Origin of the sequence: Pseudoalteromonas sp. S3178, assembly GCF_005886985.1 — a bacterium.
GTDB classification, from domain to species: Bacteria; Pseudomonadota; Gammaproteobacteria; order Enterobacterales; family Alteromonadaceae; genus Pseudoalteromonas; species Pseudoalteromonas carrageenovora.
Genome location: NZ_PNCW01000016.1, coordinates 34,011 through 59,559 on the forward strand (window position 1 = coordinate 34,011; position 25,549 = coordinate 59,559).

The window sequence follows — 25,549 nt, forward strand, 5'->3', positions numbered from 1 at the left end:
ATTTAATAGCTAGCTTAGTTAATTTGCTATTGTAGAAGTTATTTTTACATATTTAAACACTGGCTAAACCATATACAGTATTAATTTTACTGATGCTTAGTAGTTTATTGTTATTTGGAGTATCAATGGATAAGGTTTTTATATCTCAATTGCACGTCGACACGATTATTGGCGTGTACGATTTTGAAAAAGAAAGTAAACAGAGCCTTTATTTTGATATTGAAATGCTTAGTGATATTAAACCTGCAGCAGAAAACGACGATATTAACTTAGCGCTTGATTACGCTAAAGTAAGCGAACGTATTATTGAGCACAGCACAGCCAAACCAGTCGAATTACTAGAAACACTGGTAGAGCAGTTAGCAAAAATAATATTAACCGAATTTAATACACCAAAAGTGACTATAAGAGTATGCAAACCTGCAGCAGTACCTCAAGCAAAAACTGTTGGTGTAGAAATTACTCGCACTAAGGTTTGTGATTAAATGGCGCAAATTTATATCAGCTTAGGCTCAAATATAAATAAAGCGCATTATATACAATGCGCACTGATAGCACTTAGGCAACATTTTGAGCATATCGTGCATTCGTCAGTATTTGAAAGTGAGGCAGTAGGCTTTGCAGGAAGTAACTTTTACAATTCTGTTGTTGCTGCAAGTACTGATATGAAATTGCATGATGTGTGTGCTTTATTAAAGCAAATCGAGCGAGATAATGGTCGTAACGCGCATGATAAAAAGTTTAGTCCTCGTACACTCGATTTAGACTTATTATTTTATGATGATGTTATTTGCGACTCTCCAGCACAATTACCACGCGACGAAATTACAAAAAATGCATTTGTACTTCAGCCACTGTCTGAAGTAGCCCCCAATTTTTATCACCCTGTAGCTAAGCAAACCATAGCTGAGCTTTGGGGTGAGTATAACAACCCTCAACAAAAACTATGGAAGGTGGAGTTTTCTAACCCATGAGCATTATAGAAATAATTGTTTTAGCCCTGATACAAGGATTTACTGAGTTTTTACCTATCTCAAGTTCAGCACATTTAATTTTACCTTCGCAAATATTAGGCTGGGAAGATCAAGGCTTAGCCTTTGATGTAGCAGTACATGTAGGGACGTTAATAGCCGTAGTAATTTATTTTAGAAAAGAGGTTGCCGATATACTCACGGCTTGGTTTAAATCGTTTGGTGCTCAAGGTACTACAGACGATAGTAAATTAGGCTGGTGGATTATTCTTGGTACTATTCCAGCTGCTATTTTAGGGCTGCTTTTAAAAGACTTTATAGAGCTTTATTTAAGAAGCGCTTGGGTAATAGCAACTACCACAATCGTATTTGGTTTATTGCTTTGGTACGCAGATGCCAAGGGCAAACAAATTAAAACGATTTATCAGCTTAACTGGAAAACGGCACTTATTATTGGCTTTGCACAAGCTGTTGCCATGATCCCGGGGACTTCTCGCTCAGGTATCACCATGACAGCTGGTTTAATGCTGGGTATGAATAAACAAAGTGCTGCGCGTTTCTCATTTTTATTAGCAATACCAATTATTTCTATGATGGGCCTTTATTACACTGCGGAGCTTGCGTTAGGTGACCACGTTGTTGATTGGAGCACATTACTATTAGGTGTAGCGCTTTCGTTTTTATCAGCTTACGCATGTATATTTATGTTTTTAAAAGTAATTGAGCGAATGGGGATGTTGCCATTTGTGATTTACAGATTGCTACTAGGCATTGGATTAATTGTTTTTTTTACACTGTAGTTTAGCTTAAAAGTAAAAGCCCTCTTTGTTAAGAGGGCTTTTTTATTTCTAATTAGCCGTATTTAGGCATTAGTGAATTGTGTATACGTGCATAGTAACTAAGCGCGAAATTTGGCATTATAGCGCCATTAAATTTGCAGACGTGCAAAGCAGTGAAGGATTAAATAAAAGTTATGCATATACATATTTTAGGCATTTGCGGCACCTTTATGGGCGGTATAGCAGCTATAGCTAAGTCACTTGGCCATAAGGTAACTGGGTCGGATAAAAATGTTTATCCGCCAATGAGCACGCAACTTGAAGAGTTAGGTATTGAGCTGACTCAAGGTTACAACGTAAACCAGTTAGAGCCTAAGCCAGATATGGTGGTAATTGGAAATGCAATGAGCCGTGGTAACCCGTGCGTAGAGTATGTGTTAGATAAAGGCCTACCTTATACGTCAGGTCCTGAGTGGCTTAAGCATAATTTATTACAAAACTCATGGGTGCTTGCAGTCGCTGGCACGCATGGTAAAACCACTACAGCGAGCATGCTGGCGTGGATACTTGAATATGCAGGCTTAAAACCAGGTTTTTTAATTGGTGGCATAGTACAAAATTTTGGTGTGTCGGCCAAAGTGGGCGAAACCCCATTTTTTGTAATTGAAGCCGATGAATACGATACCGCCTTTTTTGATAAGCGTAGTAAGTTTGTTCACTATTTACCGCGTACGCTAATTTTAAATAATCTTGAATTTGATCACGCAGATATTTTTGAAGATTTAAATGCAATTAAAAAACAATTTCATCATTTAATGCGTACATTACCTCAAAGCGGCAAAGTTATTTGGCCAAAGCAAGATGTAGCACTTAGCGATGTTATTAACCAAGGCTTATGGAGTGAAAGCGAAACGCTTGATGGCGATTGGACGTACGAGTTAATAAAAGCCGACGGTAGTGAATTTAATGTACTGTTAAATAATGAACACCAAGGCACTGTTAACTGGCAGGCAATTGGCGAGCATAATGTTAAAAATGCTATTATGGCTATCGCTGCAGCGCGCCATGTAGGTATTGCTATAGATCATAGTATTGCTGCACTTGGGGAGTTTATTAGCCCTAAAAGGCGAATGGAGCTTAAAGCAAATATAAATAACATTAAAGTGTACGACGATTTTGCGCACCACCCAACAGCCATTAAAACCACACTTGCTGGGCTTCGAGCAAAAGTAGGCGATGAAAAAATTATCGCTATTTTAGAGCCTCGTTCAAACACCATGAAAATGGGCGTACATCAGCATACATTGCTTGATTCGTTACGCGATGCTGACGATGTACTGTTATTTGAGCCAGATAACTTAAGTTGGTCACTGAAAGAGCAAGCAGATAAAGCGGGTATGCAATGCTTTAACAGCACGCAAACTATTATTGACAGTGTACTTGCAAATATAAAACCTGATCAGCACATTCTAATTATGAGTAATGGCGGCTTTAATGGTCTTCATCAACAGCTTGTTGATGGTTTGAGTAATAAATACAGCGGAGAATAATGTGCAATTTAAAGACAGAATCACACTGGCATTTAGTGGCGCTTCAGGTGCACCATATGGCTTAAGACTACTTGAAGTATTACTTGAACAGCAATTTCAAGTGTACGTACTTATATCAAGCGCAGCCCGTGTAGTACTTGATACAGAATCAAATATAAAGTTATCTGGCAACGAAGACAAAGCAACTGAACAGCTAAGTACGTTATTTAACGCTAAAGATGAACAGTTAAAAGTATTCGGTAAAGACAATTGGTTTAGTCCGGTAGCCTCAGGCTCTGCGGCACCTAAAAAAATGGTAGTATGTCCTTGTAGTGCAGGCTCTGTTTCGGCAATTGCGGTAGGTGCGTCAGATAATCTACTAGAGCGCGCCGCCGATGTTGTTATTAAAGAGCGCGGACAATTAATTTTAGTACCACGTGAAACGCCATTCAACGAAATTCATCTGGAAAATATGCTTAAGTTATCTCGTTTAGGGGTGACTATTATGCCCGCAGCACCTGGCTTTTATCATAAACCGCAAAGCATAGAAGACTTAGTTGATTTTATGGTGGCGCGAATTTTAGATCATTTAAACATTGAACATAACCTAACAAAACGTTGGGGTTATGGTGAGGGTAAATAATGAGTAAGCAAAATATTGCTTTAAATATAGAAGGCCTTACCAAGGTTTATAAAAATGGCGTAGAGGCTATTAAAGGTGTTGATTTACAAGTTAATGAGGGCGATTTTTTTGCTTTATTAGGTCCTAATGGCGCGGGTAAATCGACCACCATAGGTGTTATATCGTCTTTGGTTAATAAAACAAAAGGCAAGGTTGAAGTATTTGGGCACAATATTGATACAGACTTAGAGGCAGCTAAAGCGCATTTAGGGCTTGTTCCGCAAGAGTTTAACTTTAGCCAGTTTGAAACGTTAGGGCAAATACTGGTTAACCAAGCAGGTTATTATGGTGTTACTCGCAGCGAGGCGCACAAACGCGCTGATAAGTATTTAAAGCAACTAGGTTTACTTGAGAAAAAAGACAAGCAGGCACGCACGCTTTCTGGCGGTATGAAGCGCCGATTAATGATTGCTCGCGCACTTATGCACGAACCAAAGCTACTTATACTTGATGAACCAACAGCAGGGGTTGATATAGAGCTTCGTCGTTCAATGTGGGAGTTTTTACGTCAAATCAATGAGCAAGGCGTAACAATTATCCTAACTACCCATTACTTAGAAGAAGCAGAGCTATTGTGTAAAAACATTGCCATTATTGATACCGGTCGTATCGTTGAAAACACGACGATTAAAGCGCTGCTAGCAAAGCTTGATAAAGAAACCTTTATTTTAGATTTGAAAATGCCAGCCAACCCTGTAACGCTTGAAGGCTATAAATTTACAATGACGGACGATCATACAATTGAAGTCGAAGTTGCTAAGTCACAAGGCTTAAATGCTGTGTTTAGTGCGCTTACTGAGCAAGGTAATACGGTATTAAGCATGCGTAACAAAGCAAACAGGTTAGAAGAGTTATTTGTAGGACTACTAGAGCAAGGGCGGGGCGAATAAATGTTTAAGTATGGCGTAGCGCTAAAAAGTTTATGGATTAAAGAGTGTATTCGTTTTTTACGTATTTGGGTGCAAACCTTAGTACCGCCAGCGATTACAATGAGCTTATACTTTGTTATTTTTGGTAATTTAATTGGCTCACGTATTGGTGATATGGGCGGCTTTAGCTACATGGAGTTTATCGTACCTGGGCTTATAATGATGTCGGTCATAACTAACTCCTACTCTAATGTGGCCTCTAGTTTTTACTCAACTAAATTTCAAAAAAGCATTGAAGAGCTACTTGTTGCACCTGTACCTAATTACATTATTGTACTTGGCTATATGGGCGGCGGTATGACACGAGGCATGATGGTTGGCTTTATAGTGACCTGTGTATCGTTGTTATTTGTTGATATTCAAATACATAATATATTTGTAATTATGGCGACGGTTATTTTAACGTCAGCTGTATTTGCATTAGGTGGGTTAATTAACGCGATTTACGCAAATAGCTTTGATGATATTAGTATCATTCCTACCTTTATTTTAACGCCCTTAACATACTTAGGTGGTGTATTTTATTCGATTACACTATTACCTGAATTTTGGCAAAATGTGTCGCAAATTAATCCAATTATATACATGGTTAATGCATTCCGTTACGGCTTTTTAGGTGTGTCGGATGTTGATTTAAGCGTAGCACTTGGGGTTATTTTAGTATTTATTACGGTATTATTTACTTTAGCACTTACGCTAATTAAAAAAGGTGTGGGGCTAAGACACTAATGAGCGATGCAAATTCACGCAGTATTGTATCTAACCAAGCGGGCATTCACGAAAAGCTTGATGAAATAGTTAATAAACATTTAAATGCTGAGTTTAAAAAGCCAATTGCTGAGCATACTCAAAAAGCGTTTGATGAAGTAAACGCTAAAGTGCAGGCCTTTAATGGCCCGCTTATTTTAGACTCGTGTTGTGGAGTAGGTGAGAGTAGCGCGAACTTAGCTAAGCGCCACCCCGATGCACTGGTTATAGGTATTGATAAATCGTCTCATCGACTTGATAAACACGATGTAGAATACAAGCAAACAGATAGCGGGCAGTATATTTTAGTGCAAGCCGATTTAAACGACTTTTGGCGTTTAGCGGTTGCAGCTAACTGGCAGCCTACACATCATTATTTGCTTTACCCTAACCCGTGGCCTAAATCTAAGCATATTCAGCGCAGGTGGCACGGTGCGGCTATTTTTCCGTTTATTGTTAAGCTAGGCGGGCAATTAGAAGTACGCAGTAACTGGGATATTTACGTAAAAGAGTTTGCAAGGGCGCTTGCGCTAACTGGCAACCCTTGCGATGTAACATTGTATGAGTCAGATGATGCAATTACACCCTTTGAGCGTAAATACTGGGCTAGTGGTCAACAAAGCCACCGTTTAGTTATTAATCTTTAAAGTATTGTTTCTTCTTCAGTTACAGTATTAACGTGTGGCGCTGGATGAGCAAAGTAATTGCCTTGCATAAGTGTCACATTTGCTTTTTTTAGCGCCGTTACTATGGTGGTATTTTCAACTGATTCAGCTATTAGTTTTAGCCCTAATTGGTTTGCAAAACTCGCTATATGTTCGATAAACAAGTAAATATCTTTATCGTTTACTATTTGTTTTATTAGTGCGCCATCTAACTTTATTCCATCTACTTCAAGTTTTAGTACATTTGATATGTTTGAATAACCGCTACCAAAGTCATCAATAATTACTTTTACACCTTTTGCTTTTACCATACCAATAAAGGCTTTTACTTCTGAGAAGTTAGCAATAGCTTGGGTTTCTAAAAGCTCTAACGTGATATTACCTGGGTGCGGGTAACGTTTAAGTTCATAGGCAATGAATTCACTTAAATTAGGGTCAAGCATATCTTGTGCGGTTATATTTAGGCTCCAGCAAATACTGCTTTTTCTAAAGCGGCTTACACATTGCGAAAATATAGTACGAGTTAGTAAGCCATCCATTCGTGAGCGAGTTACTACATTTAAAAATGCGTCGGGTTTTAATATTTCACCTTGGGCCGTGACCATGCGCGCTAAACATTCGTATTGCACAATTTTATCTGTTGTTGTATCAACTATTGGCTGAAAGTAAGGGACTATTCGATTGTTATCAAATGCTTCGCGAACCTCTTTAGCCATTTCTACATTGTATTGGTATTGCGTTTTTACATCGTGCAGGGCTTTTGAATAGTTCACTATACTGTGGCGGCCTTCTTTAGCTTGCAGCGCTGCAATATGAGCATTTTCAAGTAGTAATGATTTATTACCGCTAGCAATGCCGGCACACAGAGTTATATAAATAAAAGGGTCGGTTAAAACGGGCGTATTAAAGTTATAAGTTTTAACAAGCTCGGTAAATTCATCATTACTCATTTCTTTAGGTGCAAGCAACACAATTTTATTGGTGGCTAAACGGTATATATAGCAATGTGCAGAACTGCGAAGTTTAAAGTGAGTAAGCAAATTTTTCATTACTTTATCGCCTACTTCGGTGCCGTAAAAACTGTTTATGTCTTCTATTTCATTAACCCAAATTACGGCTAATTGCATATGATGAGCATTGCTTTTTTTTATGTAGTATTCAAGCGCTATATGGTTTGAAAAACCTGTACTTGAGTCGGTCGCTAACGAACGTTTTAATAAATATATATAGATAGCAGAAACTAATATGGCGATAAAAAAGAAAAAGCTCGCCATAGCAGCAGCCTTCGATACGCTCTCTTTAAGTTGCTGGTTTAAATTATAAATAGTTATATCGGCACCGGTTAAGTAGGTTTTGCCGTTAATTGGGTCAACAAAGGGAATAAAAATAGTTTTAAAATGACCCCACTGATCACTCGAAATTTCAAACACAGGCTCAGTAGAATAAAATGCGCTAATGTTAGCGTCAGTGGCTTCAGGGTAGAGGTCTAAAAATTGAGTCACTTTGCCATTATCTTGATCGTCTTGGGTGTAGCTTGATGAGCTAAAGTGTACTTTGCCATCTTTTAGTATCATTGAATATACATATGCAATATCAAGGGCTTGAGCAAACTCAGAAAGCTGCTTACTTTTATTTTGATAGTCAGCAAAGCTAACATTGTTGCCTTGGTTTACTGCAATTAAGTATTTTTCACCTAAAATATGTTTAACGCTGGTGGCAGCATTTAATAAGCGGTTATCAACCGACTGCATTATTTCAGCACGTGTAGTTTGGTAAGTGTAGTAAACATAGGTAAGTAAACTTATTAAAAACAAGCTAAAACCAGCCATAATCCAACTAACTTTTACTCTTCCTTTAAGCATGTGTGTCCCTTTTTTAATATCAAATTTATTATACGCAAAATAAACAAATGCCCAATAAATAATTAGGTTTAGTGGAATATTAATTAAATTATCATTTTTTTGTCATCGCTTTGATTGCTTTTATGGGTTTAAACGAGACATTTTAGTTATATTGCAGTAAAGTTAGCGCAATTTTTAAAGAAACACGGTTGCTTAAAATAATGTCTTAATTTGACATTTTTAATAGGTAAATACGTGTTTTAGCTACACACACACTAGGTATAAAGATGGATCAAAAGCGTTGTGCCGTCGCCTCTAAAGAAAGCCTTAAGCGTATATTTACTGTACCTGAAGCGCCAGACTCAACTTTAAGCAAAATAGAGCTTGAAATTTCGAGTAATTTAGCAGGATTTCTAAACGAAAATATTGCGGCAATTGAAAAACCATTACACGAAATTGAAAAAGACTTTCAATCGGCAGTGATCCCAGAAGATCCAACGTTTGTATCTGCCTATGCACAAGATATTATGGACCAATTAGTTGCCCATTCTGTGCACACGGCTGCGCCGAGCTTTATTGGGCATATGACGTCGGCATTACCGCATTTTTTACTGCCACTTTCAAAGCTAATGGTGGGTCTTAATCAAAACTTAGTAAAAATAGAAACCTCAAAAGCATTTACCCCACTTGAGCGACAAGTACTTGGGATGATGCATCATTTGGCTTATGGGCAGGATGATGACTTTTATTCTAAATGGATGCATAGCGCTAAAACATCATTAGGCGCTTTTTGCTCTGGTGGCACTGTAGCTAACATTACTGCACTTTGGATTGCACGTAACCGTTTATTAAAACCCCAAGGTAGTTTTAAAGGAATTGGGGCACAGGGTTTAATTGCTGGCATGCTGCATTATGGTTACAAAGGATTGGCGGTATTAATTTCTGAACGCGGACATTACTCTCTCGGTAAGTCGGTTGATTTGCTGGGCATTGGCCGTGAAAATTTAATCGGTATTAAAACCTGCAAAAATAACAAAGTTGACGTTGCTGCCATGCGTGAAAAAGCCTTAGAGCTTGAAGCTCAAGGTATTAAAGTCATGGCAATTGTGGGTGTAGCTGGTACTACCGAAACCGGTAATATAGATCCACTTGATGATATGGCCGACTTAGCACACGAAATAAATTGTCATTTTCATGTAGATGCAGCGTGGGGGGGAGCGACTCTTTTATCGCAAACACACCGCCCACTTTTAAAAGGGATTGAGCGCGCAGACTCTATTACCATAGATGCACACAAACAAATGTATGTACCCATGGGCGCGGGTTTAGTGCTGTTTAAAGACCCTGCGGCAACCGATGCAATTGAGCATCACGCTGAGTATATATTACGTAAAGGTTCAAAAGATTTAGGTAGCCATACACTTGAAGGCAGCCGACCTGGTATGGCTATGTTAGTACATGCATGCTTACGGGTTATTGGTCGTAAAGGCTACGAAATGCTAATTGATCGTAGCATTAAAAAAGCACATTACTTTGCCGATTTAATAAAAGCAGATGAAGATTTTGAGCTTATTTCAGAGCCAGAGCTTTGCTTATTAACCTATCGCTATGTGCCTAAACAAATTAAGCAAGCTATTGCAGAAGCTGATGAAAAAACACGTATTGATATTTTTGCATCGCTCAATCGTTTTACTGCTAGTATGCAAAAACGCCAGCGTGAATCGGGTCGTTCGTTTGTATCGCGAACACGTTTAACACCCGTTCAATATGATAACCAGCCTACAGTTGTATTTAGGGTGGTACTTGCTAATCCACTAACCTCAGGTAAAATTTTGAAAGAAATTTTAGCTGAGCAAAAAGAGTTAGCAAAATCAGATCCGGTATTTAAAAAGTACTTAAGTAAATATATGTAATAACGTTAAAGTAGTTGCTAAAAAGGCGCCGATTGGCGCCTTTTTTGCTTTTTAATGCGCAATTACTTTAAGCGTTAAAGCAATTGGCCTTAATAATGTCAGTAATCATTTTTTGTGATGGGTTTATTTTTTCCATAGCTAAAAACTCATCAGGCTGATGGGCTTGATTAATAGAGCCAGGCCCCATCACTATTGTTTCACAGCCAAGCTGTTGTATAAAAGGTGCTTCAGTACAATAGTTTACTGCAACCGCTTTTTGTCCCGCTATTTTCTCTGCCATTTTTACTAAGGCGGTGTCGGTGCTACCACTAAATGCAGGTATAGGATCGTGTAAATCAATTACACTAACTGCATTAGGGTATTGCTCATTAATCTCTTTAGTTGCATCAATAAGTAATGCTTGTAAGTCTTTTATACTTAGCCCAGGTAATGGGCGCATATCTATGTGCATTTCACAGCAGCCGCAAATTCTATTTGCGTTATCGCCACCATGTATATGGCCCAAATTTAACGTAGGGTAGGGAATTTCGAAGTGCTCTACTGAATATTTATTCTTTAATAGCTCTTTTAAGTTTAGTAATTTTGTAGTCACTTTATGCATTACTTCGATGGCATTAAGACCACGTTCGGGATCGGAGCTATGGCCAGAACGACCGACAACTCTTATTGCAGTACTCATATGCCCTTTGTGTGTAAATACTGGTGTCATATCAGTAGGTTCGCCAATTATACAGCGAGCAGGTTTTAAATTTGGGTGCTTACAAATTTGCTGTGCCCCTGCCATTGTCGTTTCTTCATCGGCAGTGGCAAGTATCAAAATTGGCTGGGTTTGTTGTTTTTCATCAAGTTCATTAATTGCTTGCAGCACAAAAGCAAAAAAGCCCTTCATATCAATGCTACCTAAGCCATACAACTTATTATTGTGTTCCGTTAGTTTAAATGGATCGTGATTCCAACGGCTATCATCAAAAGGCACTGTATCGGTATGTCCTGCAAGCATTAAACCGCCATCACCTTGGCCGCGTTTAGCTAATAAGTTATAGCGGCCTTTACCACCTTCTAGCTCAATAATTTCACAGGTGAAGCCTAAGCTTTCACACCACTGTGCAAGTAGTTCAATTACGTTTTTATTACTCATACAAAGCGTATCTTCTATTGCGCTGATAGAAGGAGCGGCAATGAGTTGTTGGTACATAGAAATAAACGAAGGCAAAGGCATAAAAAATCCAAAATTATTATTCAATTTAATTGCATAACAATATAAAAGTATTTATGATGAATATCAATTCACTTTTTAAGCATAAATATATTAAAGTAAAGCTATGACAATAATGCGACGATAATCTACAAATTCATTAAATTAAGTCTTAATTTAGCGTTTTAGCTAATTTAAGCGAACAACATATATATTTAGTAATACATTTTAAAATAACGAGTAATCAATGAATGTAGTAATTATTGGCGCAAGCGGTTACAGCGGCGCAGAGTTAGCAAGCTTAGTTGCTAATCACCCACACCTTAAATTAGCAGGTTGTTATGTATCTGAAGGTAGTTTAGATAAAAATAAATTGCTAAGCGATCTTTATCCTGAGCACCTAGGCTTACTCGATACGCCTTTACTCCCTCTTAGCGCTTCAGCATTTAATGACATTAACAATAGCGCTGACTATGTTTGTTTATGTACAGACCATAAGGTAAGTGTTGATTTAGCACCCCAATTTTTAGCTATGGGCAAAAAGGTATTTGATTTATCAGGTGGCTACCGCCTAGCAAGCAACGACGATTACGTTACTTACTATGGTTTTGAGCATCAACACCCTGAACTATTAAACGAAGCTGCCTACGGTTTAGCTGAATGGAATAGTGATGCTATAGCAAATGCACAACTTGTTGCAGTGGCAGGTTGCTACCCGACTGCGGCACTTAATGCACTAAAGCCTCTTAAACAAGCCGATTTATTAAGTGATGAAAATATTATTATTAATGCGGTATCGGGTGTCACTGGTGCTGGGCGAAAAGCAAGCGTAGGTACTCACTTTTGTGAAGTGTCGCTGGCTCCATATGGTTTGTTTAACCATCGTCACGGTCCAGAGATTGAACAGCACTTAGGTCACAAAGTGCTATTTACTCCGCATTTAGGTAATTTTCCGCGTGGTATTTTAGAAACTATTTATGTACAGCTTAAGCCTGGCGTTACCAAGGAAAACGTTTTAGGCGCTTATAAAGTACTTGCAGATGAGCCATTGATTCGTCTACTAGAAAATAAAATACCGTCTATTAAAGGTGTTGCAAAACAACCGTATGTTGATATTGGTTGGCAACAACAAGGGACGCAGTTAATCGTTATGTCTGCTATTGATAATTTATTAAAAGGCGCTGCAGGCCAGGCATTACAGTGTATTAATTTATCCATGAATTTAAAACACACTACTGGCTTAAAAGGGGCGCTTTAAATGAGCAAAAAAACGTGGGTAATTAAACTCGGTGGTGCTGTACTTAATATAGATGATGCGGCAAAAGCTTTGTTTGATGTATTAAATGAGCAAAACAATGATGAGTTTGTCATTGTGCATGGAGGCGGCGCTTTAGTTGATACATGGTTAAAACAAGCGGGTTTTGCCAGTGCTAAACACCAAGGATTACGTATTAGCCCAGCAGAGCAAATGCCTTATATAGTCGGAGCACTCGCAGGTTGCGCTAATAAACAATTAATGACTCAAGCTATTAGTGTAGGGCACAAGCCTGTGGGCTTAAGTCTTTTTGAGGCAGGTGTTACTGCCACTCAAAAGCTAAAAGCGCTTTGCTTAGTGGGTAAATGTAAAAGCAACGACGATTCTATTGTTAATGATTTACTTAAAATCGGTCGCCTACCCATTGTTAGCTCTATAGGCTTTGATGAGCAAGGGCTTTGGTACAACGTAAATGCAGATGAAGCAGCAGCGGCTATTGCTAGTAACTTAAATGCTGAGCTTATTTTTATGACGGATGTTGAAGCTGTGCTTGACGAAAATAAACAGCCGTTACATCAACTTGACACAAAACACATTGATACTTTAATTACAAATGGAGTAATTGTGGGCGGGATGGAGGTCAAAGTTAAGACCAGCCTTCACGCTGCCCAACATTTACGACGCGGTGTGTATATTTCCAGCTGGCAAAAGCCAGAAAATTTAACTGCTCTGCTACAAGGCGAGCATGTCGGAACTAAGATTACACCATAGGTTTATTATGTTTGAGAATTTTTTAACGGGTTTAGAGTTAGACCAAGAAGGCGCACTTAATTTATTAAAGTTAGCGCAAGATATAAAAGCAAAACCAGAAAAATACAGCAACGTATTAGCGGGAAAATCAATCGTAACATTGTTTGAAAAACAAAGTTTACGTACTCGCTTATCGTTTGATATAGGTATTAACCGCCTTGGTGGCCATGCAGTTTATTTAGATCAGCAAAATGGCGCTATGGGTGCACGTGAATCAATTAAAGATTTCGCACTTAATATTTCTACTTGGGCCGATGGTATTGTTGCACGCGTAAATCAGCACAGCACATTAACTACATTAGGTGAATACGCATCAGTACCGGTAGTAAATAGTTTGTGTGATTTATACCACCCATGCCAAGCTCTTGCTGATTTTTTAACGCTTCAAGAAGTTCACGGCGATGTGAGCGAGCTTAAAGTGGCTTACTTAGGTGAGGGCAACAATGTAACTCATTCATTAATGCTTTTAGCGGCAACGCTTGGCACTGATTTTGTTGCTGTAACGCCAAAAGGCAGCTCGCCTGATTCGCAAATCCTTAAAAAGGCAGAGCAAATAGCGGCAATGAATGGCGCATCAGTGATGGTAAGTGACCGTGTTGAAGCGGCTGTGGGTGCAAACGTTGTATATGCAGATACTTGGGTATCAATGGGTGATACAACACCGCTTGAGCAAGTTAAAGAAAAATATATGCCTTATCAATTAAATCAGGCATTGCTAGATCAAACAGGTGCAACTACGGTATTACATTGCCAACCGGCACACCGTGAATTTGAAATTACCTCTGAGGTAATGGATGGTCCAGCATCTAAAATTATTCAACAAGCAGAAAATCGCATGCATGCGCAAAATGCTCTGCTAGTTACATTACTAAATCCAAATTTTGTTAAGGAACACCTATGAGTTCAATTAAAAAAGTCGTTTTAGCCTATTCAGGTGGTCTTGATACGTCGGCTATCGTGCCATGGTTAAAAGAAAACTACGATTGTGAAGTAATCGCGTTTGTTGCCGATGTAGGCCAAGGCGCTGAAGAGCTTGAAGGCGTAGAAGCTAAAGCAATCGCATCAGGTGCATCTGAATGTTACGTAGTTGACTTAAAAGACGAAATGGTAAGTGAATACATTTACCCAACGCTTAAAACGGGTTCTATTTACGAAGGTACTTATTTACTTGGTACTTCAATGGCGCGCCCAATTATCGCTAAAGCGCAAGTTGAAATTGCACGTAAAGTAGGTGCCGATGCACTTTCTCATGGTTGTACTGGTAAAGGTAACGACCAAGTTCGTTTTGAATCGTGTTTTGCAGCACTTGCACCCGATTTAAAAGTAATTGCGCCATGGCGTGAGTGGGACTTATCGAGTCGTGAATCATTACTAGATTATTTAGCTGAGCGTGATATTCCGTGCTCTGCTTCTGCTACAAAAATATACAGCCGTGATGCTAACGCATGGCATATTTCGCACGAAGGTGGTGAGCTTGAAGATCCATGGTGTGAGCCTAGCGACCAAGTGTGGACGTGGACTAACTCACCAGAGCAAGCTCCTGATAAAGCTGAGCATGTAACGCTTACTGTTATCGAAGGTGAAGTAGTTGCGGTAAATGGTGAAGAGCTTAAACCTTACGACTGTTTAGTTAAATTAAACGGCATTGCTGCACCGCATGGCGTTGGCCGAGTAGACATTGTAGAAAACCGTTTAGTAGGCATGAAATCGCGCGGCTGTTACGAAACGCCAGGTGGCACCGTTATTATGGCGGCACTGCAAGCCATTGATGAGCTAGTACTTGATAAATCAAGCCGTAAATGGAAAGAAGTATTGGGCGGTGAGTTTTCGCACTTAGTTTATGATGGTCGTTGGTTTACACCTCTTAAAGATTCTATTTTAGCGGGCGCAGAAGCACTTTCTACTTTAGCAACGGGTGAAGTTGTACTTAAGCTTTACAAAGGCCAAGTGACAGCTGTTCAGAAAAAATCACCTAATAGCTTATACAGCGAAGACTTTGCTACCTTTGGTGAAGACGATGTGTATGACCAATCGCACGCTGAAGGCTTTATTCGTTTATTCTCGCTTTCGAGCAGAATTTCAGCAATGGCTAAAAAGTAAATTATTTATAGCCCCTTGTAAAAGGGGCATTATAGGGTTTGGAGAGATTTCATGGCATTATGGGGCGGACGTTTTTCTACGGGTCCAGATGAGGCGTTTAAACAATTTAACGACTCACTTCCGTTCGATTACCAGTTAGCAGAGCAAGATATTATTGGCTCTGTGGCATGGGCAGGCGCACTTGAGCAAGTTAATGTGCTTTCAAGTGAGGAGCATACAAAATTAGTAGCAGCATTAAACGAACTGCTTGAAGAAGTAAAAGCAGATCCACAGGCTGTAGCAACCTCAGGTGCTGAGGATATTCACTCGCACGTTGAAGCTGCACTAATCGAAAAAGTAGGCGATTTAGCTAAAAAGCTACACACAGGGCGAAGCCGTAATGACCAAGTAGCCACCGACTTTAGATTATGGTGCCGCGATACTGCCGATCATTTGCTTGGTGCTATTGCCGGATTAAAAGCTGAATTTGTTGCCCTTGCAGAGCGTGAACTGGGTACTATTTTACCTGGCTACACTCACTTGCAACGTGCTCAACCTGTATTATTTAGTCATTGGTGTATGGCCTACGTAGAAATGCTTGAACGTGATGAAAGCCGCCTACAAGATGCCAAAGCACGTTTTAATTTTTGCCCGCTTGGCAGTGGTGCATTAGCTGGTACAGCTTACCCAATTGATCGCCAAGCTTTAGCGCATGGCTTAGGTTTTACAGGCGCGACGAAAAATAGCCTTGATGGTGTATCTGATCGTGACTTTGTAGTCGAGCTTTTAAGTTGTGCATCTATTTCGATGATTCATTTATCACGTATGTCTGAAGATTTAATTTTTTATAACTCGGGTGAAGCTGGCTTTATTGAGCTTGCAGATAATGTAACGTCTGGCTCATCTTTAATGCCGCAGAAAAAGAATCCAGATGCATTAGAGCTTATTCGTGGTAAAACTGGCCGTGTATTTGGCGCTTTTAGTGCCATGATGATGACCCTTAAAGCACTCCCTCTTGCTTATAATAAAGATATGCAAGAAGACAAAGAAGGCTTATTTGATGCTATGCCAACATGGCTTGCGTGTATTCATATGGCACAAGCGTGTATTAAGGGCGTAAAAGTAAACGGCGATAAAACGTTAGCCGCGGCAAAAGGTGGCCACGCTAATGCAACAGAACTCGCTGACTACTTGGTTGCTAAAGGTGTGCCATTTAGAGAAGGTCACCACATCGTTGGTGTGCTGGTGCAGCTTGCCATTAGTGAAGGTAAAACCCTAGAGGAGCTTTCACTTGAGCAGTACAAATCGGTTAATGACGTATTTGAAGATGATGTTTACCCAGTACTTGAGATAGATGCCTGCATAAAAGCTCGTCAAGCGCTTGGTGGTACATCTATCGAACAAGTAACGAATGCTGTTAAAGAAGCCAAAAAAAAACAGCAAATAACGGTTCGTGATGCAAATTTAGATGATGTTGAGGCTATTGCAACGCTCATTCAACACTGGGCAACCGTAGGTGAAAACCTACCTCGCGCTAAAAGCGACATGGTGCACTCTATTAACGAGTTTGCGGTAACTGAAATAAATGGAAAGGTATCGGGCTGTGCGTCGTTATATATTTACGACACTGGCCTTGCTGAAATACGCTCTTTAGGTATAGACCCTAAAAGTGCTGTATCAGGGCAGGGCAGGCAGCTTGTAGATCATTTATTAACAAAAGCCAAAAAATTGGCGCTTAACCGCGTTATTGTATTAACGCGAGTGCCAGATTTTTTTGAGCAACAACGTTTTACTTTTTGTAGCAAAGAATCGTTACCAGAAAAAGTAATGAAAGATTGCGAGCTTTGCCTTCGTAAAGAAAACTGTGACGAAGTTGCGATGGAATATATTTTGAAGCCGAGTACACGTGCGGAGATCCCGTGTAAATACGTGGCTTAAATTCCCTGGATACAAAAAACGTACGGTTACCCCTGTGCGTTTTTTTATGTGTATAATGCACTGGTCTGATGAGCTTGCAGTCTAGTGAAGGTTTTAGGTTAGTTTTAATAAATTGCTGCTGATAGCATATATTTTTAATATGTCAAAAAATGTTGGCACATTGGTTGCTTTGTATAAGTCAGATAGCAAAATAGCTATCACTGCTTAAAACAGGTAATGCAATTACCTAGATGATGGTGTGATTAAAAGTTGCGCCAAATAATATTAAAACTTTTACAAGGATCAATCACATGCAAGTTTCAGCTAATAGCCAGTTACAAATGCAAGCATACAATAAAACACAACAATTACAGCCTGCAACGGAACAAACTGCTAGCCCTAAAACCCTACAATCTGATACAGTAAGTTTCTCTCAAGAGGCAATGAGCGCTTCTAGTAATGATTTACAACGTGGTGGTACATTACTTTCTGGCGGTACTGGTTCTCGCCCAAAATAGTTATATAGGTATTTAATGTTTTTATTTGAGCTGTTTGGTCTTTTTTCGCTATCAGCCTTAGTTATGTGGGCTTTTCTCATGGCTTTCTTTTTCAACATTTTTGTTTATAGCTTAGGTGTTAAAAGAAATACGACTTTACTAATCAGCTCAATTATTATGATGGTTTCTTATTCTGCAACTGACTACTTTTATACTTGGATATCATATTATAATACGACCTACTTTGATTGGGCTATGCATGATGCTATCACTATTGTCAGTTTAATAATTGCTTATGGTATAGTTAGGCTTTCTAGTGCTTCTCTTTTGTATTTAATTACAGGTCTTTCTATAAATATGTTTCTTATGTTATCTATGCATTTAGATGTTTATGTTTATGGCAATCAAGAGCCTTGGATTTTATGGGATATTTATCTTTATAGTGTAAATGTAATTGATTTAACAATGGTCGTGGCTCTTATCGTTGATAGGGACTTTCTCGGTCTTCATAAATTAAAAAGCAAAGTCCTCAACTACTTCAAATCAAAAGATTCTCACGTAGTAACCTAGATTAAATGTACTTATCTGAAGCCCTAATGGATTATATCGCGGCTTTCTCTCAATGGGGCTTTTTAATGGCCTTCCTTTTTTGTTTAGTCTCCAGCATAAACAAAGAAAATAAGTCTCCTGTTTATTTGTCTGCGCTAATGCTCTGCTCATATATTGTTAGCAGCTATGTAAAATTGTTAGATAACCTATATCTTAATTGGGCTTTATACGACTTTGTTACAATTATCGCGCTATTCACTTTACAATACTTTATTGTTTTTCAACGTACTAAAGTTTTTCTGTTCCTCGTTCTGGCTTTAACTGCTAATGCCGTACTTACGTTGCTTTTGTATTGTGATATATACATTTTGTATAACTTTGAGCCATGGTGGTATTGGAGTGTTTATTCTATCGGCGTAAACGTAATTGATGTTTTAATGATGCTTTCATTAGTATTCAATCAATTAAAGAGTAATCGATTTAGTGAGAAGCTATAAGTGTGGTTGAGCTTTAATAACATGGCTATTTTTGATGTAATCTCTAACTTCGATTTCGCTTATGTATTAAGCGTCATTGTGAAGTGGGGGGGCTTATGGCCTTTTTATATTCATTCGTATCCTCAATTAATGAATCCTTTAAAGGCTTAGTCGCACTTTCGAGTATAATGACGGTAGGTTATTTACCTTGGATATTCACAAACTTTCAAACGGTTACTTATTTAGATTTTGCCCTTTTAGATATTGCTATTTTAGTAGCAGTGTATGTAACCCAGCGTTATTTTATTAAAGAGAAAACGACAGCTTATGTCTACCTAATTATCGGCCTTAGCGTTTACGACTTTTTAGCCCTTAGCATTTATCTAGATACCAATACTCTATATAATTATATCTGCTTGTGGTTTTGGCATTTTTATTCATCGGTCGTTATGTTTTCTGATTTGTGTATGAACGCCGTACTAATCATTTATAGGGACTTTTTAGGCTTAATTAAGTTTAAAAGGTGGCTTTTGCAGTTAGCACTTTAAATCAAATTATTGATATGTTTATGGCGATGAAAGTTTTAGTTTTAATAAGTAAAATACTAAGCTAGATGCTCAGCTAACGGTGTTGTTTATTATTTTTGAGGTGCTTATTATTAGCGTTTACTTTTAAGATGGGTATCATCTCTTTTTTATTAGATGTGAGAATTGCACATATAATCGGTGTGGTATTGCAATGGGGGTTCCTCATGGCATTTTTATATTCTTTAGTCTCATCTATCAATTCACGCTCTAAAGCGTTAGTTATACTTTCATCGATTATGGCTATTTCGTATTTTCCAGGTGTTTTGTTCAATTACGAAACCATTACTTACCTTGACCTCGCTATATTAGACGCTATTACCGTTGTGGTTTTAATTATTGCTCAATACTTTTATATTAAAGAGAAAACGATTGCATTTATGTATCTCATGCTTGGACTAAGTATCAACATGTGCTTTGCTCTAGGTATGTATTTAGACTCTTATATTTTACATAATTACACCTATTGGTGGCTTTGGGGGTTGTATTCATCAGTTGTGGCCATTTCTGATTTGAGCATGATTTTAGTGTTGTTTATAAATAAGGATTTTTTAAAAATTATTTATTTCAAAAACCTTATTCGCTCGTTATGTGCTAAGAAACCGCAATAGTGAATAATGTTCTAATCCCTCCAGAAGTGTCAGTTTATATTGGTGTGTTAGTACAGTGGGGCTTTTTAATGGCCTTTTTGTACTCATTTTCAACCAGCATAAACTATGCAGATAAAAAGCCTGTTTGGTTATCCTTAGTTATGGCTATATCTTATTGCTTTAGTTTCTTTCTCGATGTTTATGAAATTAGTTACATAGAGTTATTTTGCTATGATGTAGCCACTTTATTTTTTATTTTATTCCTGCGGTATTATCTACCTGAAAAGCGCATATCTACTTACTTATTATTTGGTTTGAGTATCAATTCGTTGTTGTTTTTAGCTATGCATATAGATGTGTTTGTACATGGTAATTACGAACCTTGGTGGTTTTGGTCTTTTTACACAGTTGTTATTAATATTATGGATGTCACCATGGTGAGTATTTTTTTCATTAAAAAGGATTTTTTAGGTTTAGTAAGACTTAAAAACTTCTTATTTACCAATAAGTAATTACAAGCTAGTGTGCAAAAGTAGCTAAGGGTATTAGCGCATTGCAGCGCTAATGCAAATGTGTACTTTAACACGCATCGCAGCCCAACTTTTCTGTTAAGGCATCAACAATAACAGGGTGAACAAACTCGCTTACATCACCATTATGGCGTGCCACTTCTTTAACCAGTGTTGACGATATAAATGAATTACGCTCTGAAGGTGTTAAAAACACGCTTTCTAAATCTGGATTTAGGCGACGGTTCATGTTCGCAAGCTGAAACTCGTAATCAAAGTCAGACACCGCTCTAATACCACGAATAAGCACATCGGCTTTATGTTCGTAGGCTAAATTTGCCAGTAAACCCGAAAAACCAATTACTTTTACATTACTTAAATGGCCTAAAATGTTGTTGGCTAAATCCACTCGTTCTTCAAGGCTAAAACACGGTTGTTTAGATGGGTTATGAGCAATAGCTACAATCACAGTGCTAAACATTTTAGCTGCGCGTTGAATAAGATCTGTGTGCCCATTGGTTAAAGGATCGAATGTACCAGGGTAAATTGCCGTAACGTTCATAAGTTTCACTAACTATTATTTTTTGAGTAGTCTATCAGTGTTTGTAGTACAAATCAGCTTAGCTCGTTTTTAAAATAGTAAATTATGGTGGTATTTAAACCAGCTCGATTTGTTTATACTGCAAAGATTATATTTAGTGTAATGTAGTTTATAAGTTAATTTGAGTAGTCGCATATGAATACCAAGGAAAAAATAATACACACCAGTATTTCGTTATTTAATGAACATGGTGAGCGTGCAATATCAACTAATCATATTGCATCGCATTTAGGGATGAGCCCGGGTAACCTTTATTATCACTTTAAAAATAAAGAAGACATTATCCGTCATATTTTTGCGCTTTATAGCGAGCACTTAAACACTCATTTTAAACCAATACATGCAAACGATGATGCATTTGATCACCTAACAGCGTATTTAGATTCATTATTTGAGTTGATGTGGCGTTATCACTTTTTTTACGACAACTTGGGCGATATTCTCTCCAGAGATGAAAGCTTAAAACAAGCGTATATTGGTTTTCAGTCAGCATTGCTCGAGCAGGTACGCCAAGTTATTTTAGGCTTACGCGATAGCGATATGATATTTATAGAAGAGCAAGACGCATTAGAACTTGCCCATACACTCAAGCTTACCGTGAGCTTTTGGACACCCTACATAAAAGCACGTAGACCAAGTGGCGCACTCGCTGAGCAAGATATTTACCATGGTATTTTAAAGGTACTGACTTTATTCAGGGCTTACAGTACTGATAAAAGTATTGATAAAATGAACCAACTACGTGAAAAGTACACCGAACTTGCACAACACGCCCCAAGTGTTGCTTAGTCTCATTTTTCTGGTTAGTTCCTAGACGCAAAATTTTTTGATATAATCGCGCGCCCAATGCCTGGGAGCGCGAATTCCCGCAGTCTAAGAGTGAACTATGCTTAAATTTATCGTCAAACTACATCCTGAAATTGCCATTAAAAGCCGTTCGGTACGTAAACGCTTTACTAAAGTGTTAGAAAATAACATTAAAATTGTATTGCGTCGTGTTGACGAAAAAGTACAAGTAAGAAACAACTGGGATAACATTTCAGTCGTTACTAAATTGGTTGATGCACAAACGCGCTTAGACTTTATTGACAGCCTACAGCGTATTCCTGGAATTGTGCAATTTATTGAAGTAACCGAAACAGACTTCACTACACTTGACGATATTTATAAAAAAACTATTGATCTAGTAGGGCATACGATTGTTGGCAAAACATTTTGCGTACGTGCTAAACGTATCGGGCAACACGATTTTACTTCAACAGATTTAGAGCGTTACGTAGGTGGTGGTTTAAACCAGCACGTAGAAGGTGCACGCGTTAAGTTAAGCCGCCCTGAAGTAACTATTCGCTTAGAAGTAAAAGACGATAAAGCTTATATAGTAACGCAAACACATTTTGGTATGGCTGGTTTTCCACTGCCAACTCAAGAAGACGTGCTTTCGCTTATGTCGGGTGGTTTTGACTCTGGTGTAGCTAGTTATCAAATGATCCGTAAAGGCGCTCGTACGCACTTTTTATTCTTCAATTTAGGTGGCGCAGCTCACGAAATTGGTGTTAAGCAAGCAAGTTACTATTTATGGAAAAAGTTTAGCTCTACCCATAAAGTTAAGTTTGTAACTGTTGATTTTGAACCCGTAGTCGCAGAGATTTTAGAAAACGTTGAAAACAGCCAAATGGGTGTTGTACTAAAACGCATGATGATGCGTGCAGGTAGCCAAGTTGCACAAAAGCTAAACATTCAAGCACTTGTAACTGGTGAAAGTATTGGTCAGGTTTCAAGCCAAACACTAGCTAATTTAAGCGTGATTGACCGCGTAACCGAAACGCTTATTTTACGCCCGCTTATTCAGCACGATAAGCAAGAAATTATTAATATCGCCCGCCAAATTGGTACCGCAGAAATGGCCGAAACGATGCCAGAGTACTGTGGCGTAATTTCTAAAAAGCCAACCGTTAAAGCTAAAATTGATGTTATTAAAGGCGAAGAAGAAAAGTTCGACTTTGATGTACTAAATACCGTAGTAGAAAATGCCCGCATTATGGATGTACGCGACATTGACGTAGAAGCTAAGCAAGAGCTGAAAGAAGCTGAGTCGGTTGCTGATTTACCAGCTGGCGCAGTGGTTGTTGATATTCGCTCACCTGAAGAAGAAGATGCAGCACCACTAGAGGTTGATGGCATTGAAGTGGTGCATTTACCGTTTTTCCGCTTAGCGACTAAGTTTGGTGATTTACCAAAAGATAAAGATTATTACTTATATTGCGAAAGAGGTGTTATGAGCCAGTTACAAGCGCTTATTTTACATGAGCAAGGCTTTGATACAGTTAAAGTTTATCGCCCGTAAGTAACCAAAATTTAGGTTAAGTATTTATATAAGCGTGGTTTAAACCACGCTTTTTTTTGCCTCAACTTTAGCAAGTAGCTCATTATTATAAGGTGTTTTAATATTATAAAGTTTGCCTTGCTGACGAATATACCCACAAATGGCTGCAATTTCGGTCGTTCTGTTATGAACAACATCTTGCTGCATAGATGAGTAATTATCGCAGGTCAGCTCCATTATTTTATAAGCGGTGTTTAATGCTTTAATTAATGGGATATCAAGCCCTTGGGCTTTTGCTATATTACATGCCTCATTAAGTGCGCTAAAAATTATTGCGTTATATTTAGGAGAGCGTAGCTCACCATTTTTAATATTGTTTAAGGCGCTAAGAGGGTTAATAGCAATGTTTACAAGCAGTTTTTCAAAGCGAAGCTGATGAATGTTATCAGTCCATTTAATGTTAGGTACTGCTTTTAAAGCCTCGGCGATAACTTCGTTATTTTGAAGTGCGAGGCTATTACAACCGCCAACCACACTTTGTCCTTCGCCTGTATGTTGCACAATATATTGGTTAGATTTATACCCTGCCATGCTAGTGGTTAAAAAGTAGAGTGCTTGGGTGCTATTAAGTTGATCATTTATCTCGTCAACATTTCCCATTCCATTATGCGAAAGAACGACAGAGCAACCTTTAGATAAAAAAGGTTTTACTTGAGCAAAGGCATCGGGTACCTGAAAGGCTTTAACCGTAAATAATACAAGATCAAATTCGTTGTATTTATTTAGCTGATTTAAAGAAATAAACTGTGCGTTAATTCTTTTAGATGCATTATTACCACGGCTATAAAAACGTGTGTTCGTAGAGGCTTTACGAGTTAATACCGTTACATGATTTGATGTGCTTAAAAAGTGGCTCAGTAATAAGCCTATAGCGCCATCACCAACAATTAAAATATTAGCCATATGGGTTCTTTTTTCGAGGGGTAAAAATAATTCTAATTAAAAAGTAGCTAGCAGCACCAGCAAAGTCAGCAAAAAAATCACCTAGTGATGCCTGTCTGTAGGGAAGGGCGTCTTGCATTATTTCTATAGATGCACCGTATCCAGCCAATAGCATTATTTGTGCATACAAAGGAAGCTTAAACGCTTTATCCATTATGATAGCTAGTACGAAAAAAATCCCGAAGTGGGCGACTTTATCAACATGTGGAAATAAATTAACAACTCCCCCTTTTACTTCCTTTGCAAATAAGAAAGTAAAAGCCACTATGCTGATTAAAAAAATTGCTTGATAAACACGCCTTGTCACGACAGATCCTAAAATCGCTTAAAAAAGAATCGCCAGTATATCAAACTAAATTAGTATCGCACCTGAACAACATGCAGAAAAATGTAAAGATTTATAATTTTAGCGTTATAATTGCCACATTAAATTAAGATTAAATAGTTAGGAGAAATCAATGCCTTCATTTGATATTGTATCTGAAGTAGAAATGAACGAAGCAAAAAACGCGGTTGATAATGCCAACCGAGAGCTAGAAACGCGTTTTGACTTTAGAGGCGTAGACGCATCAATAGAGCTAAATGACAAAACAATCAAACTAAAAGCAGAAGCTGATTCACAAGTTATGCAATTGTTTGATATTTTAGCCGGTAAAATATCTAAACGTGGTATGGATGTAGCAAGCTTAGAGCTTCAAGATATTACGCGTGCAGGCAAAAATGTTTTTCGTAACGTTGGCCTTAAGCAAGGTATTGAAAAAGACATGGCTAAAAAAGTAGTTAAAGCCATTAAAGATTCTAAAGTAAAAGTACAAGCCGCTATTCAAGGTGAAGAAGTACGTGTTACAGGTAAAAAGCGTGACGACCTACAAGAAGCTATGCAGGTAGTTCGCAGCGCTGATTTAGGCCAGCCTTTTCAGTTTAAAAACTTCCGCGATTAATTATTTATAGTACGGCTAGTTATAAATAATACCTCTTCAACCTGCGCTTAATAATTTAAGCTCAGGTTGAGTTATTTTTAAGCGCTGTTAGCACCCTTAATAAATCAAACTATGTTTAATAGTTAAGCTACTATACTTATACTCTTATTAAATATTTTTGTTTTA

27 protein-coding genes are annotated in these 25,549 nt (G+C 38.2%); 22 read left to right on the top strand and 5 right to left on the bottom strand.

The features are described from left to right. Nucleotides 1–125: 125 nt before the first annotated feature. From folB to trmB, 8 genes are all read left to right on the top strand, one after another. A complete protein-coding gene (gene folB / locus CWC11_RS03675; RefSeq protein ID WP_138681599.1) occupies nucleotides 126–485 on the top strand; it encodes a dihydroneopterin aldolase in 360 nt (119 codons plus the stop codon). Further along, the gene (gene folK / locus CWC11_RS03680; protein ID WP_138681600.1) at nucleotides 486–974 is read left to right on the top strand and encodes a 2-amino-4-hydroxy-6-hydroxymethyldihydropteridine diphosphokinase; all 489 of its coding nucleotides are present in this window, start codon (nucleotides 486–488) and stop codon (nucleotides 972–974) included. Continuing rightward, complete coding sequence (locus tag CWC11_RS03685; RefSeq protein WP_138681601.1) at nucleotides 971–1,771, top strand: undecaprenyl-diphosphate phosphatase; 801 nt, start codon at nucleotides 971–973, stop codon at nucleotides 1,769–1,771. The genes folK and CWC11_RS03685 overlap by 4 nt, the downstream gene beginning before the upstream one ends. A gap of 173 nt (nucleotides 1,772–1,944) precedes the next feature. Continuing rightward, nucleotides 1,945–3,300 carry a UDP-N-acetylmuramate:L-alanyl-gamma-D-glutamyl-meso-diaminopimelate ligase gene (gene mpl, locus CWC11_RS03690; protein WP_138681602.1) on the top strand — a complete coding sequence of 452 codons (1,356 nt, stop codon included), beginning with the start codon at nucleotides 1,945–1,947 and terminating at the stop codon, nucleotides 3,298–3,300. A gap of 1 nt (nucleotide 3,301) precedes the next feature. Further along, on the top strand, nucleotides 3,302–3,922 hold the full coding sequence (locus CWC11_RS03695; RefSeq protein WP_131692464.1) for a flavin prenyltransferase UbiX: 621 nt from the start codon (nucleotides 3,302–3,304) through the stop codon (nucleotides 3,920–3,922). Next, nucleotides 3,922–4,851 carry an ABC transporter ATP-binding protein gene (locus CWC11_RS03700; protein WP_138681603.1) on the top strand — a complete coding sequence of 310 codons (930 nt, stop codon included), beginning with the start codon at nucleotides 3,922–3,924 and terminating at the stop codon, nucleotides 4,849–4,851. The genes CWC11_RS03695 and CWC11_RS03700 overlap by 1 nt, the downstream gene beginning before the upstream one ends. Next, nucleotides 4,852–5,619, top strand: coding sequence for an ABC transporter permease (locus CWC11_RS03705; protein ID WP_058548677.1), 768 nt, complete (start codon nucleotides 4,852–4,854; stop codon nucleotides 5,617–5,619). Beyond that, nucleotides 5,619–6,284 (top strand): tRNA (guanine(46)-N(7))-methyltransferase TrmB, encoded by a 666-nt coding sequence (trmB, locus tag CWC11_RS03710; RefSeq protein WP_058548676.1) that lies wholly within the window; start codon nucleotides 5,619–5,621, stop codon nucleotides 6,282–6,284. The genes CWC11_RS03705 and trmB overlap by 1 nt, the downstream gene beginning before the upstream one ends. Here trmB and CWC11_RS03715 read toward each other — a convergent pair. After that, a complete protein-coding gene (locus CWC11_RS03715; protein WP_138681604.1) occupies nucleotides 6,281–8,164 on the bottom strand; it encodes a bifunctional diguanylate cyclase/phosphodiesterase in 1,884 nt (627 codons plus the stop codon). The two genes, trmB and CWC11_RS03715, sit on opposite strands and share 4 nt — an antisense overlap. A gap of 266 nt (nucleotides 8,165–8,430) precedes the next feature. Here CWC11_RS03715 and panP point away from each other — a divergent pair, with 266 nt between their 5' ends. Further along, on the top strand, nucleotides 8,431–10,056 hold the full coding sequence (gene panP, locus CWC11_RS03720; RefSeq protein ID WP_138681605.1) for a pyridoxal-dependent aspartate 1-decarboxylase PanP: 1,626 nt from the start codon (nucleotides 8,431–8,433) through the stop codon (nucleotides 10,054–10,056). Nucleotides 10,057–10,123: 67 nt separating this feature from the next. On the opposite strand, the gene argE is transcribed toward panP, so the two are convergent. Then, nucleotides 10,124–11,275, bottom strand: coding sequence for an acetylornithine deacetylase (gene argE, locus CWC11_RS03725; RefSeq protein ID WP_138681606.1), 1,152 nt, complete (start codon nucleotides 11,273–11,275; stop codon nucleotides 10,124–10,126). 223 nt (nucleotides 11,276–11,498) lie between these two features. Between argE and argC the strand changes: the two genes are divergently transcribed. From argC to CWC11_RS03780, 10 genes are all read left to right on the top strand, one after another. Beyond that, complete coding sequence (gene argC, locus CWC11_RS03730; protein ID WP_138681607.1) at nucleotides 11,499–12,509, top strand: N-acetyl-gamma-glutamyl-phosphate reductase; 1,011 nt, start codon at nucleotides 11,499–11,501, stop codon at nucleotides 12,507–12,509. Continuing rightward, nucleotides 12,510–13,277 (top strand): acetylglutamate kinase, encoded by a 768-nt coding sequence (gene argB / locus CWC11_RS03735; protein ID WP_138681608.1) that lies wholly within the window; start codon nucleotides 12,510–12,512, stop codon nucleotides 13,275–13,277. Between the two features lie 7 nt (nucleotides 13,278–13,284). Next, nucleotides 13,285–14,217, top strand: a complete 933-nt coding sequence (locus CWC11_RS03740) for an ornithine carbamoyltransferase (RefSeq protein WP_002958764.1) — start codon at nucleotides 13,285–13,287, stop codon at nucleotides 14,215–14,217. Beyond that, nucleotides 14,214–15,416 carry an argininosuccinate synthase gene (locus CWC11_RS03745; protein WP_138681609.1) on the top strand — a complete coding sequence of 401 codons (1,203 nt, stop codon included), beginning with the start codon at nucleotides 14,214–14,216 and terminating at the stop codon, nucleotides 15,414–15,416. Before CWC11_RS03740 ends, CWC11_RS03745 begins: the two co-directional genes overlap by 4 nt. Nucleotides 15,417–15,467: 51 nt before the next feature. Beyond that, complete coding sequence (gene argH, locus CWC11_RS03750) at nucleotides 15,468–17,333, top strand: argininosuccinate lyase (RefSeq protein ID WP_138681610.1); 1,866 nt, start codon at nucleotides 15,468–15,470, stop codon at nucleotides 17,331–17,333. 290 nt (nucleotides 17,334–17,623) lie between these two features. Next, nucleotides 17,624–17,830: a hypothetical protein gene (locus CWC11_RS03755; protein ID WP_138681611.1), complete on the top strand. Its 207-nt coding sequence runs from the start codon at nucleotides 17,624–17,626 to the stop codon at nucleotides 17,828–17,830. 15 nt (nucleotides 17,831–17,845) lie between these two features. Further along, the gene (locus tag CWC11_RS03760; protein ID WP_138681612.1) at nucleotides 17,846–18,379 is read left to right on the top strand and encodes a hypothetical protein; all 534 of its coding nucleotides are present in this window, start codon (nucleotides 17,846–17,848) and stop codon (nucleotides 18,377–18,379) included. A 571-nt stretch (nucleotides 18,380–18,950) separates the two neighbouring features. Then, nucleotides 18,951–19,382 carry a hypothetical protein gene (locus CWC11_RS03770; protein ID WP_138681614.1) on the top strand — a complete coding sequence of 144 codons (432 nt, stop codon included), beginning with the start codon at nucleotides 18,951–18,953 and terminating at the stop codon, nucleotides 19,380–19,382. A 203-nt stretch (nucleotides 19,383–19,585) separates the two neighbouring features. Beyond that, the gene (locus tag CWC11_RS03775) at nucleotides 19,586–20,029 is read left to right on the top strand and encodes a hypothetical protein (RefSeq protein WP_138681615.1); all 444 of its coding nucleotides are present in this window, start codon (nucleotides 19,586–19,588) and stop codon (nucleotides 20,027–20,029) included. Continuing rightward, entirely contained in the window at nucleotides 20,029–20,520 is a 492-nt protein-coding gene (locus tag CWC11_RS03780) for a hypothetical protein (protein ID WP_349304421.1), read from the top strand. The genes CWC11_RS03775 and CWC11_RS03780 overlap by 1 nt, the downstream gene beginning before the upstream one ends. 67 nt (nucleotides 20,521–20,587) lie before the next feature. Here the strand turns inward: CWC11_RS03780 and coaD are convergent, their stop codons facing one another. Next, complete coding sequence (gene coaD, locus CWC11_RS03785) at nucleotides 20,588–21,079, bottom strand: pantetheine-phosphate adenylyltransferase (RefSeq protein ID WP_138681616.1); 492 nt, start codon at nucleotides 21,077–21,079, stop codon at nucleotides 20,588–20,590. Between the two features lie 174 nt (nucleotides 21,080–21,253). On the opposite strand from coaD, the gene CWC11_RS03790 reads away from it, so the two are divergent. Both CWC11_RS03790 and thiI read left to right on the top strand, forming a co-directional pair. Then, on the top strand, nucleotides 21,254–21,907 hold the full coding sequence (locus CWC11_RS03790) for a TetR/AcrR family transcriptional regulator (RefSeq protein WP_104643173.1): 654 nt from the start codon (nucleotides 21,254–21,256) through the stop codon (nucleotides 21,905–21,907). A 97-nt stretch (nucleotides 21,908–22,004) separates the two neighbouring features. Further along, the gene (gene thiI / locus CWC11_RS03795; RefSeq protein WP_138681617.1) at nucleotides 22,005–23,462 is read left to right on the top strand and encodes a tRNA uracil 4-sulfurtransferase ThiI; all 1,458 of its coding nucleotides are present in this window, start codon (nucleotides 22,005–22,007) and stop codon (nucleotides 23,460–23,462) included. 39 nt (nucleotides 23,463–23,501) lie between these two features. On the opposite strand, the gene CWC11_RS03800 is transcribed toward thiI, so the two are convergent. Beyond that, nucleotides 23,502–24,404 carry a ketopantoate reductase family protein gene (locus CWC11_RS03800; protein WP_138681618.1) on the bottom strand — a complete coding sequence of 301 codons (903 nt, stop codon included), beginning with the start codon at nucleotides 24,402–24,404 and terminating at the stop codon, nucleotides 23,502–23,504. Continuing rightward, nucleotides 24,397–24,750 carry a VanZ family protein gene (locus tag CWC11_RS03805; RefSeq protein WP_138681619.1) on the bottom strand — a complete coding sequence of 118 codons (354 nt, stop codon included), beginning with the start codon at nucleotides 24,748–24,750 and terminating at the stop codon, nucleotides 24,397–24,399. The genes CWC11_RS03800 and CWC11_RS03805 overlap by 8 nt, the downstream gene beginning before the upstream one ends. Nucleotides 24,751–24,901: 151 nt before the next feature. On the opposite strand from CWC11_RS03805, the gene CWC11_RS03810 reads away from it, so the two are divergent. Then, complete coding sequence (locus tag CWC11_RS03810; RefSeq protein ID WP_138681620.1) at nucleotides 24,902–25,384, top strand: YajQ family cyclic di-GMP-binding protein; 483 nt, start codon at nucleotides 24,902–24,904, stop codon at nucleotides 25,382–25,384. The last annotated feature ends 165 nt before the right edge of the window (nucleotides 25,385–25,549 follow it).

What these genes read in the sequence shown, in the direction of transcription:
- folB (WP_138681599.1), top strand. Translation starts at nt 126, where the DNA reads ATGGATAAGGTTTTTATATCTCAATTGCACGTCGACACGATTATTGGC.
- folK (WP_138681600.1), top strand. Translation starts at nt 486, where the DNA reads ATGGCGCAAATTTATATCAGCTTAGGCTCAAATATAAATAAAGCGCAT.
- CWC11_RS03685 (WP_138681601.1), top strand. Translation starts at nt 971, where the DNA reads ATGAGCATTATAGAAATAATTGTTTTAGCCCTGATACAAGGATTTACT.
- mpl (WP_138681602.1), top strand. Translation starts at nt 1,945, where the DNA reads ATGCATATACATATTTTAGGCATTTGCGGCACCTTTATGGGCGGTATA.
- CWC11_RS03700 (WP_138681603.1), top strand. Translation starts at nt 3,922, where the DNA reads ATGAGTAAGCAAAATATTGCTTTAAATATAGAAGGCCTTACCAAGGTT.
- CWC11_RS03705 (WP_058548677.1), top strand. Translation starts at nt 4,852, where the DNA reads ATGTTTAAGTATGGCGTAGCGCTAAAAAGTTTATGGATTAAAGAGTGT.
- trmB (WP_058548676.1), top strand. Translation starts at nt 5,619, where the DNA reads ATGAGCGATGCAAATTCACGCAGTATTGTATCTAACCAAGCGGGCATT.
- CWC11_RS03715 (WP_138681604.1), bottom strand. Translation starts at nt 8,164, where the DNA reads ATGCTTAAAGGAAGAGTAAAAGTTAGTTGGATTATGGCTGGTTTTAGC.
- panP (WP_138681605.1), top strand. Translation starts at nt 8,431, where the DNA reads ATGGATCAAAAGCGTTGTGCCGTCGCCTCTAAAGAAAGCCTTAAGCGT.
- argE (WP_138681606.1), bottom strand. Translation starts at nt 11,275, where the DNA reads ATGCCTTTGCCTTCGTTTATTTCTATGTACCAACAACTCATTGCCGCT.
- argC (WP_138681607.1), top strand. Translation starts at nt 11,499, where the DNA reads ATGAATGTAGTAATTATTGGCGCAAGCGGTTACAGCGGCGCAGAGTTA.
- argB (WP_138681608.1), top strand. Translation starts at nt 12,510, where the DNA reads ATGAGCAAAAAAACGTGGGTAATTAAACTCGGTGGTGCTGTACTTAAT.
- CWC11_RS03740 (WP_002958764.1), top strand. Translation starts at nt 13,285, where the DNA reads ATGTTTGAGAATTTTTTAACGGGTTTAGAGTTAGACCAAGAAGGCGCA.
- CWC11_RS03745 (WP_138681609.1), top strand. Translation starts at nt 14,214, where the DNA reads ATGAGTTCAATTAAAAAAGTCGTTTTAGCCTATTCAGGTGGTCTTGAT.
- argH (WP_138681610.1), top strand. Translation starts at nt 15,468, where the DNA reads ATGGCATTATGGGGCGGACGTTTTTCTACGGGTCCAGATGAGGCGTTT.
- CWC11_RS03755 (WP_138681611.1), top strand. Translation starts at nt 17,624, where the DNA reads ATGCAAGTTTCAGCTAATAGCCAGTTACAAATGCAAGCATACAATAAA.
- CWC11_RS03760 (WP_138681612.1), top strand. Translation starts at nt 17,846, where the DNA reads ATGTTTTTATTTGAGCTGTTTGGTCTTTTTTCGCTATCAGCCTTAGTT.
- CWC11_RS03770 (WP_138681614.1), top strand. Translation starts at nt 18,951, where the DNA reads ATGGCCTTTTTATATTCATTCGTATCCTCAATTAATGAATCCTTTAAA.
- CWC11_RS03775 (WP_138681615.1), top strand. Translation starts at nt 19,586, where the DNA reads ATGGCATTTTTATATTCTTTAGTCTCATCTATCAATTCACGCTCTAAA.
- coaD (WP_138681616.1), bottom strand. Translation starts at nt 21,079, where the DNA reads ATGAACGTTACGGCAATTTACCCTGGTACATTCGATCCTTTAACCAAT.
- CWC11_RS03790 (WP_104643173.1), top strand. Translation starts at nt 21,254, where the DNA reads ATGAATACCAAGGAAAAAATAATACACACCAGTATTTCGTTATTTAAT.
- thiI (WP_138681617.1), top strand. Translation starts at nt 22,005, where the DNA reads ATGCTTAAATTTATCGTCAAACTACATCCTGAAATTGCCATTAAAAGC.
- CWC11_RS03800 (WP_138681618.1), bottom strand. Translation starts at nt 24,404, where the DNA reads ATGGCTAATATTTTAATTGTTGGTGATGGCGCTATAGGCTTATTACTG.
- CWC11_RS03810 (WP_138681620.1), top strand. Translation starts at nt 24,902, where the DNA reads ATGCCTTCATTTGATATTGTATCTGAAGTAGAAATGAACGAAGCAAAA.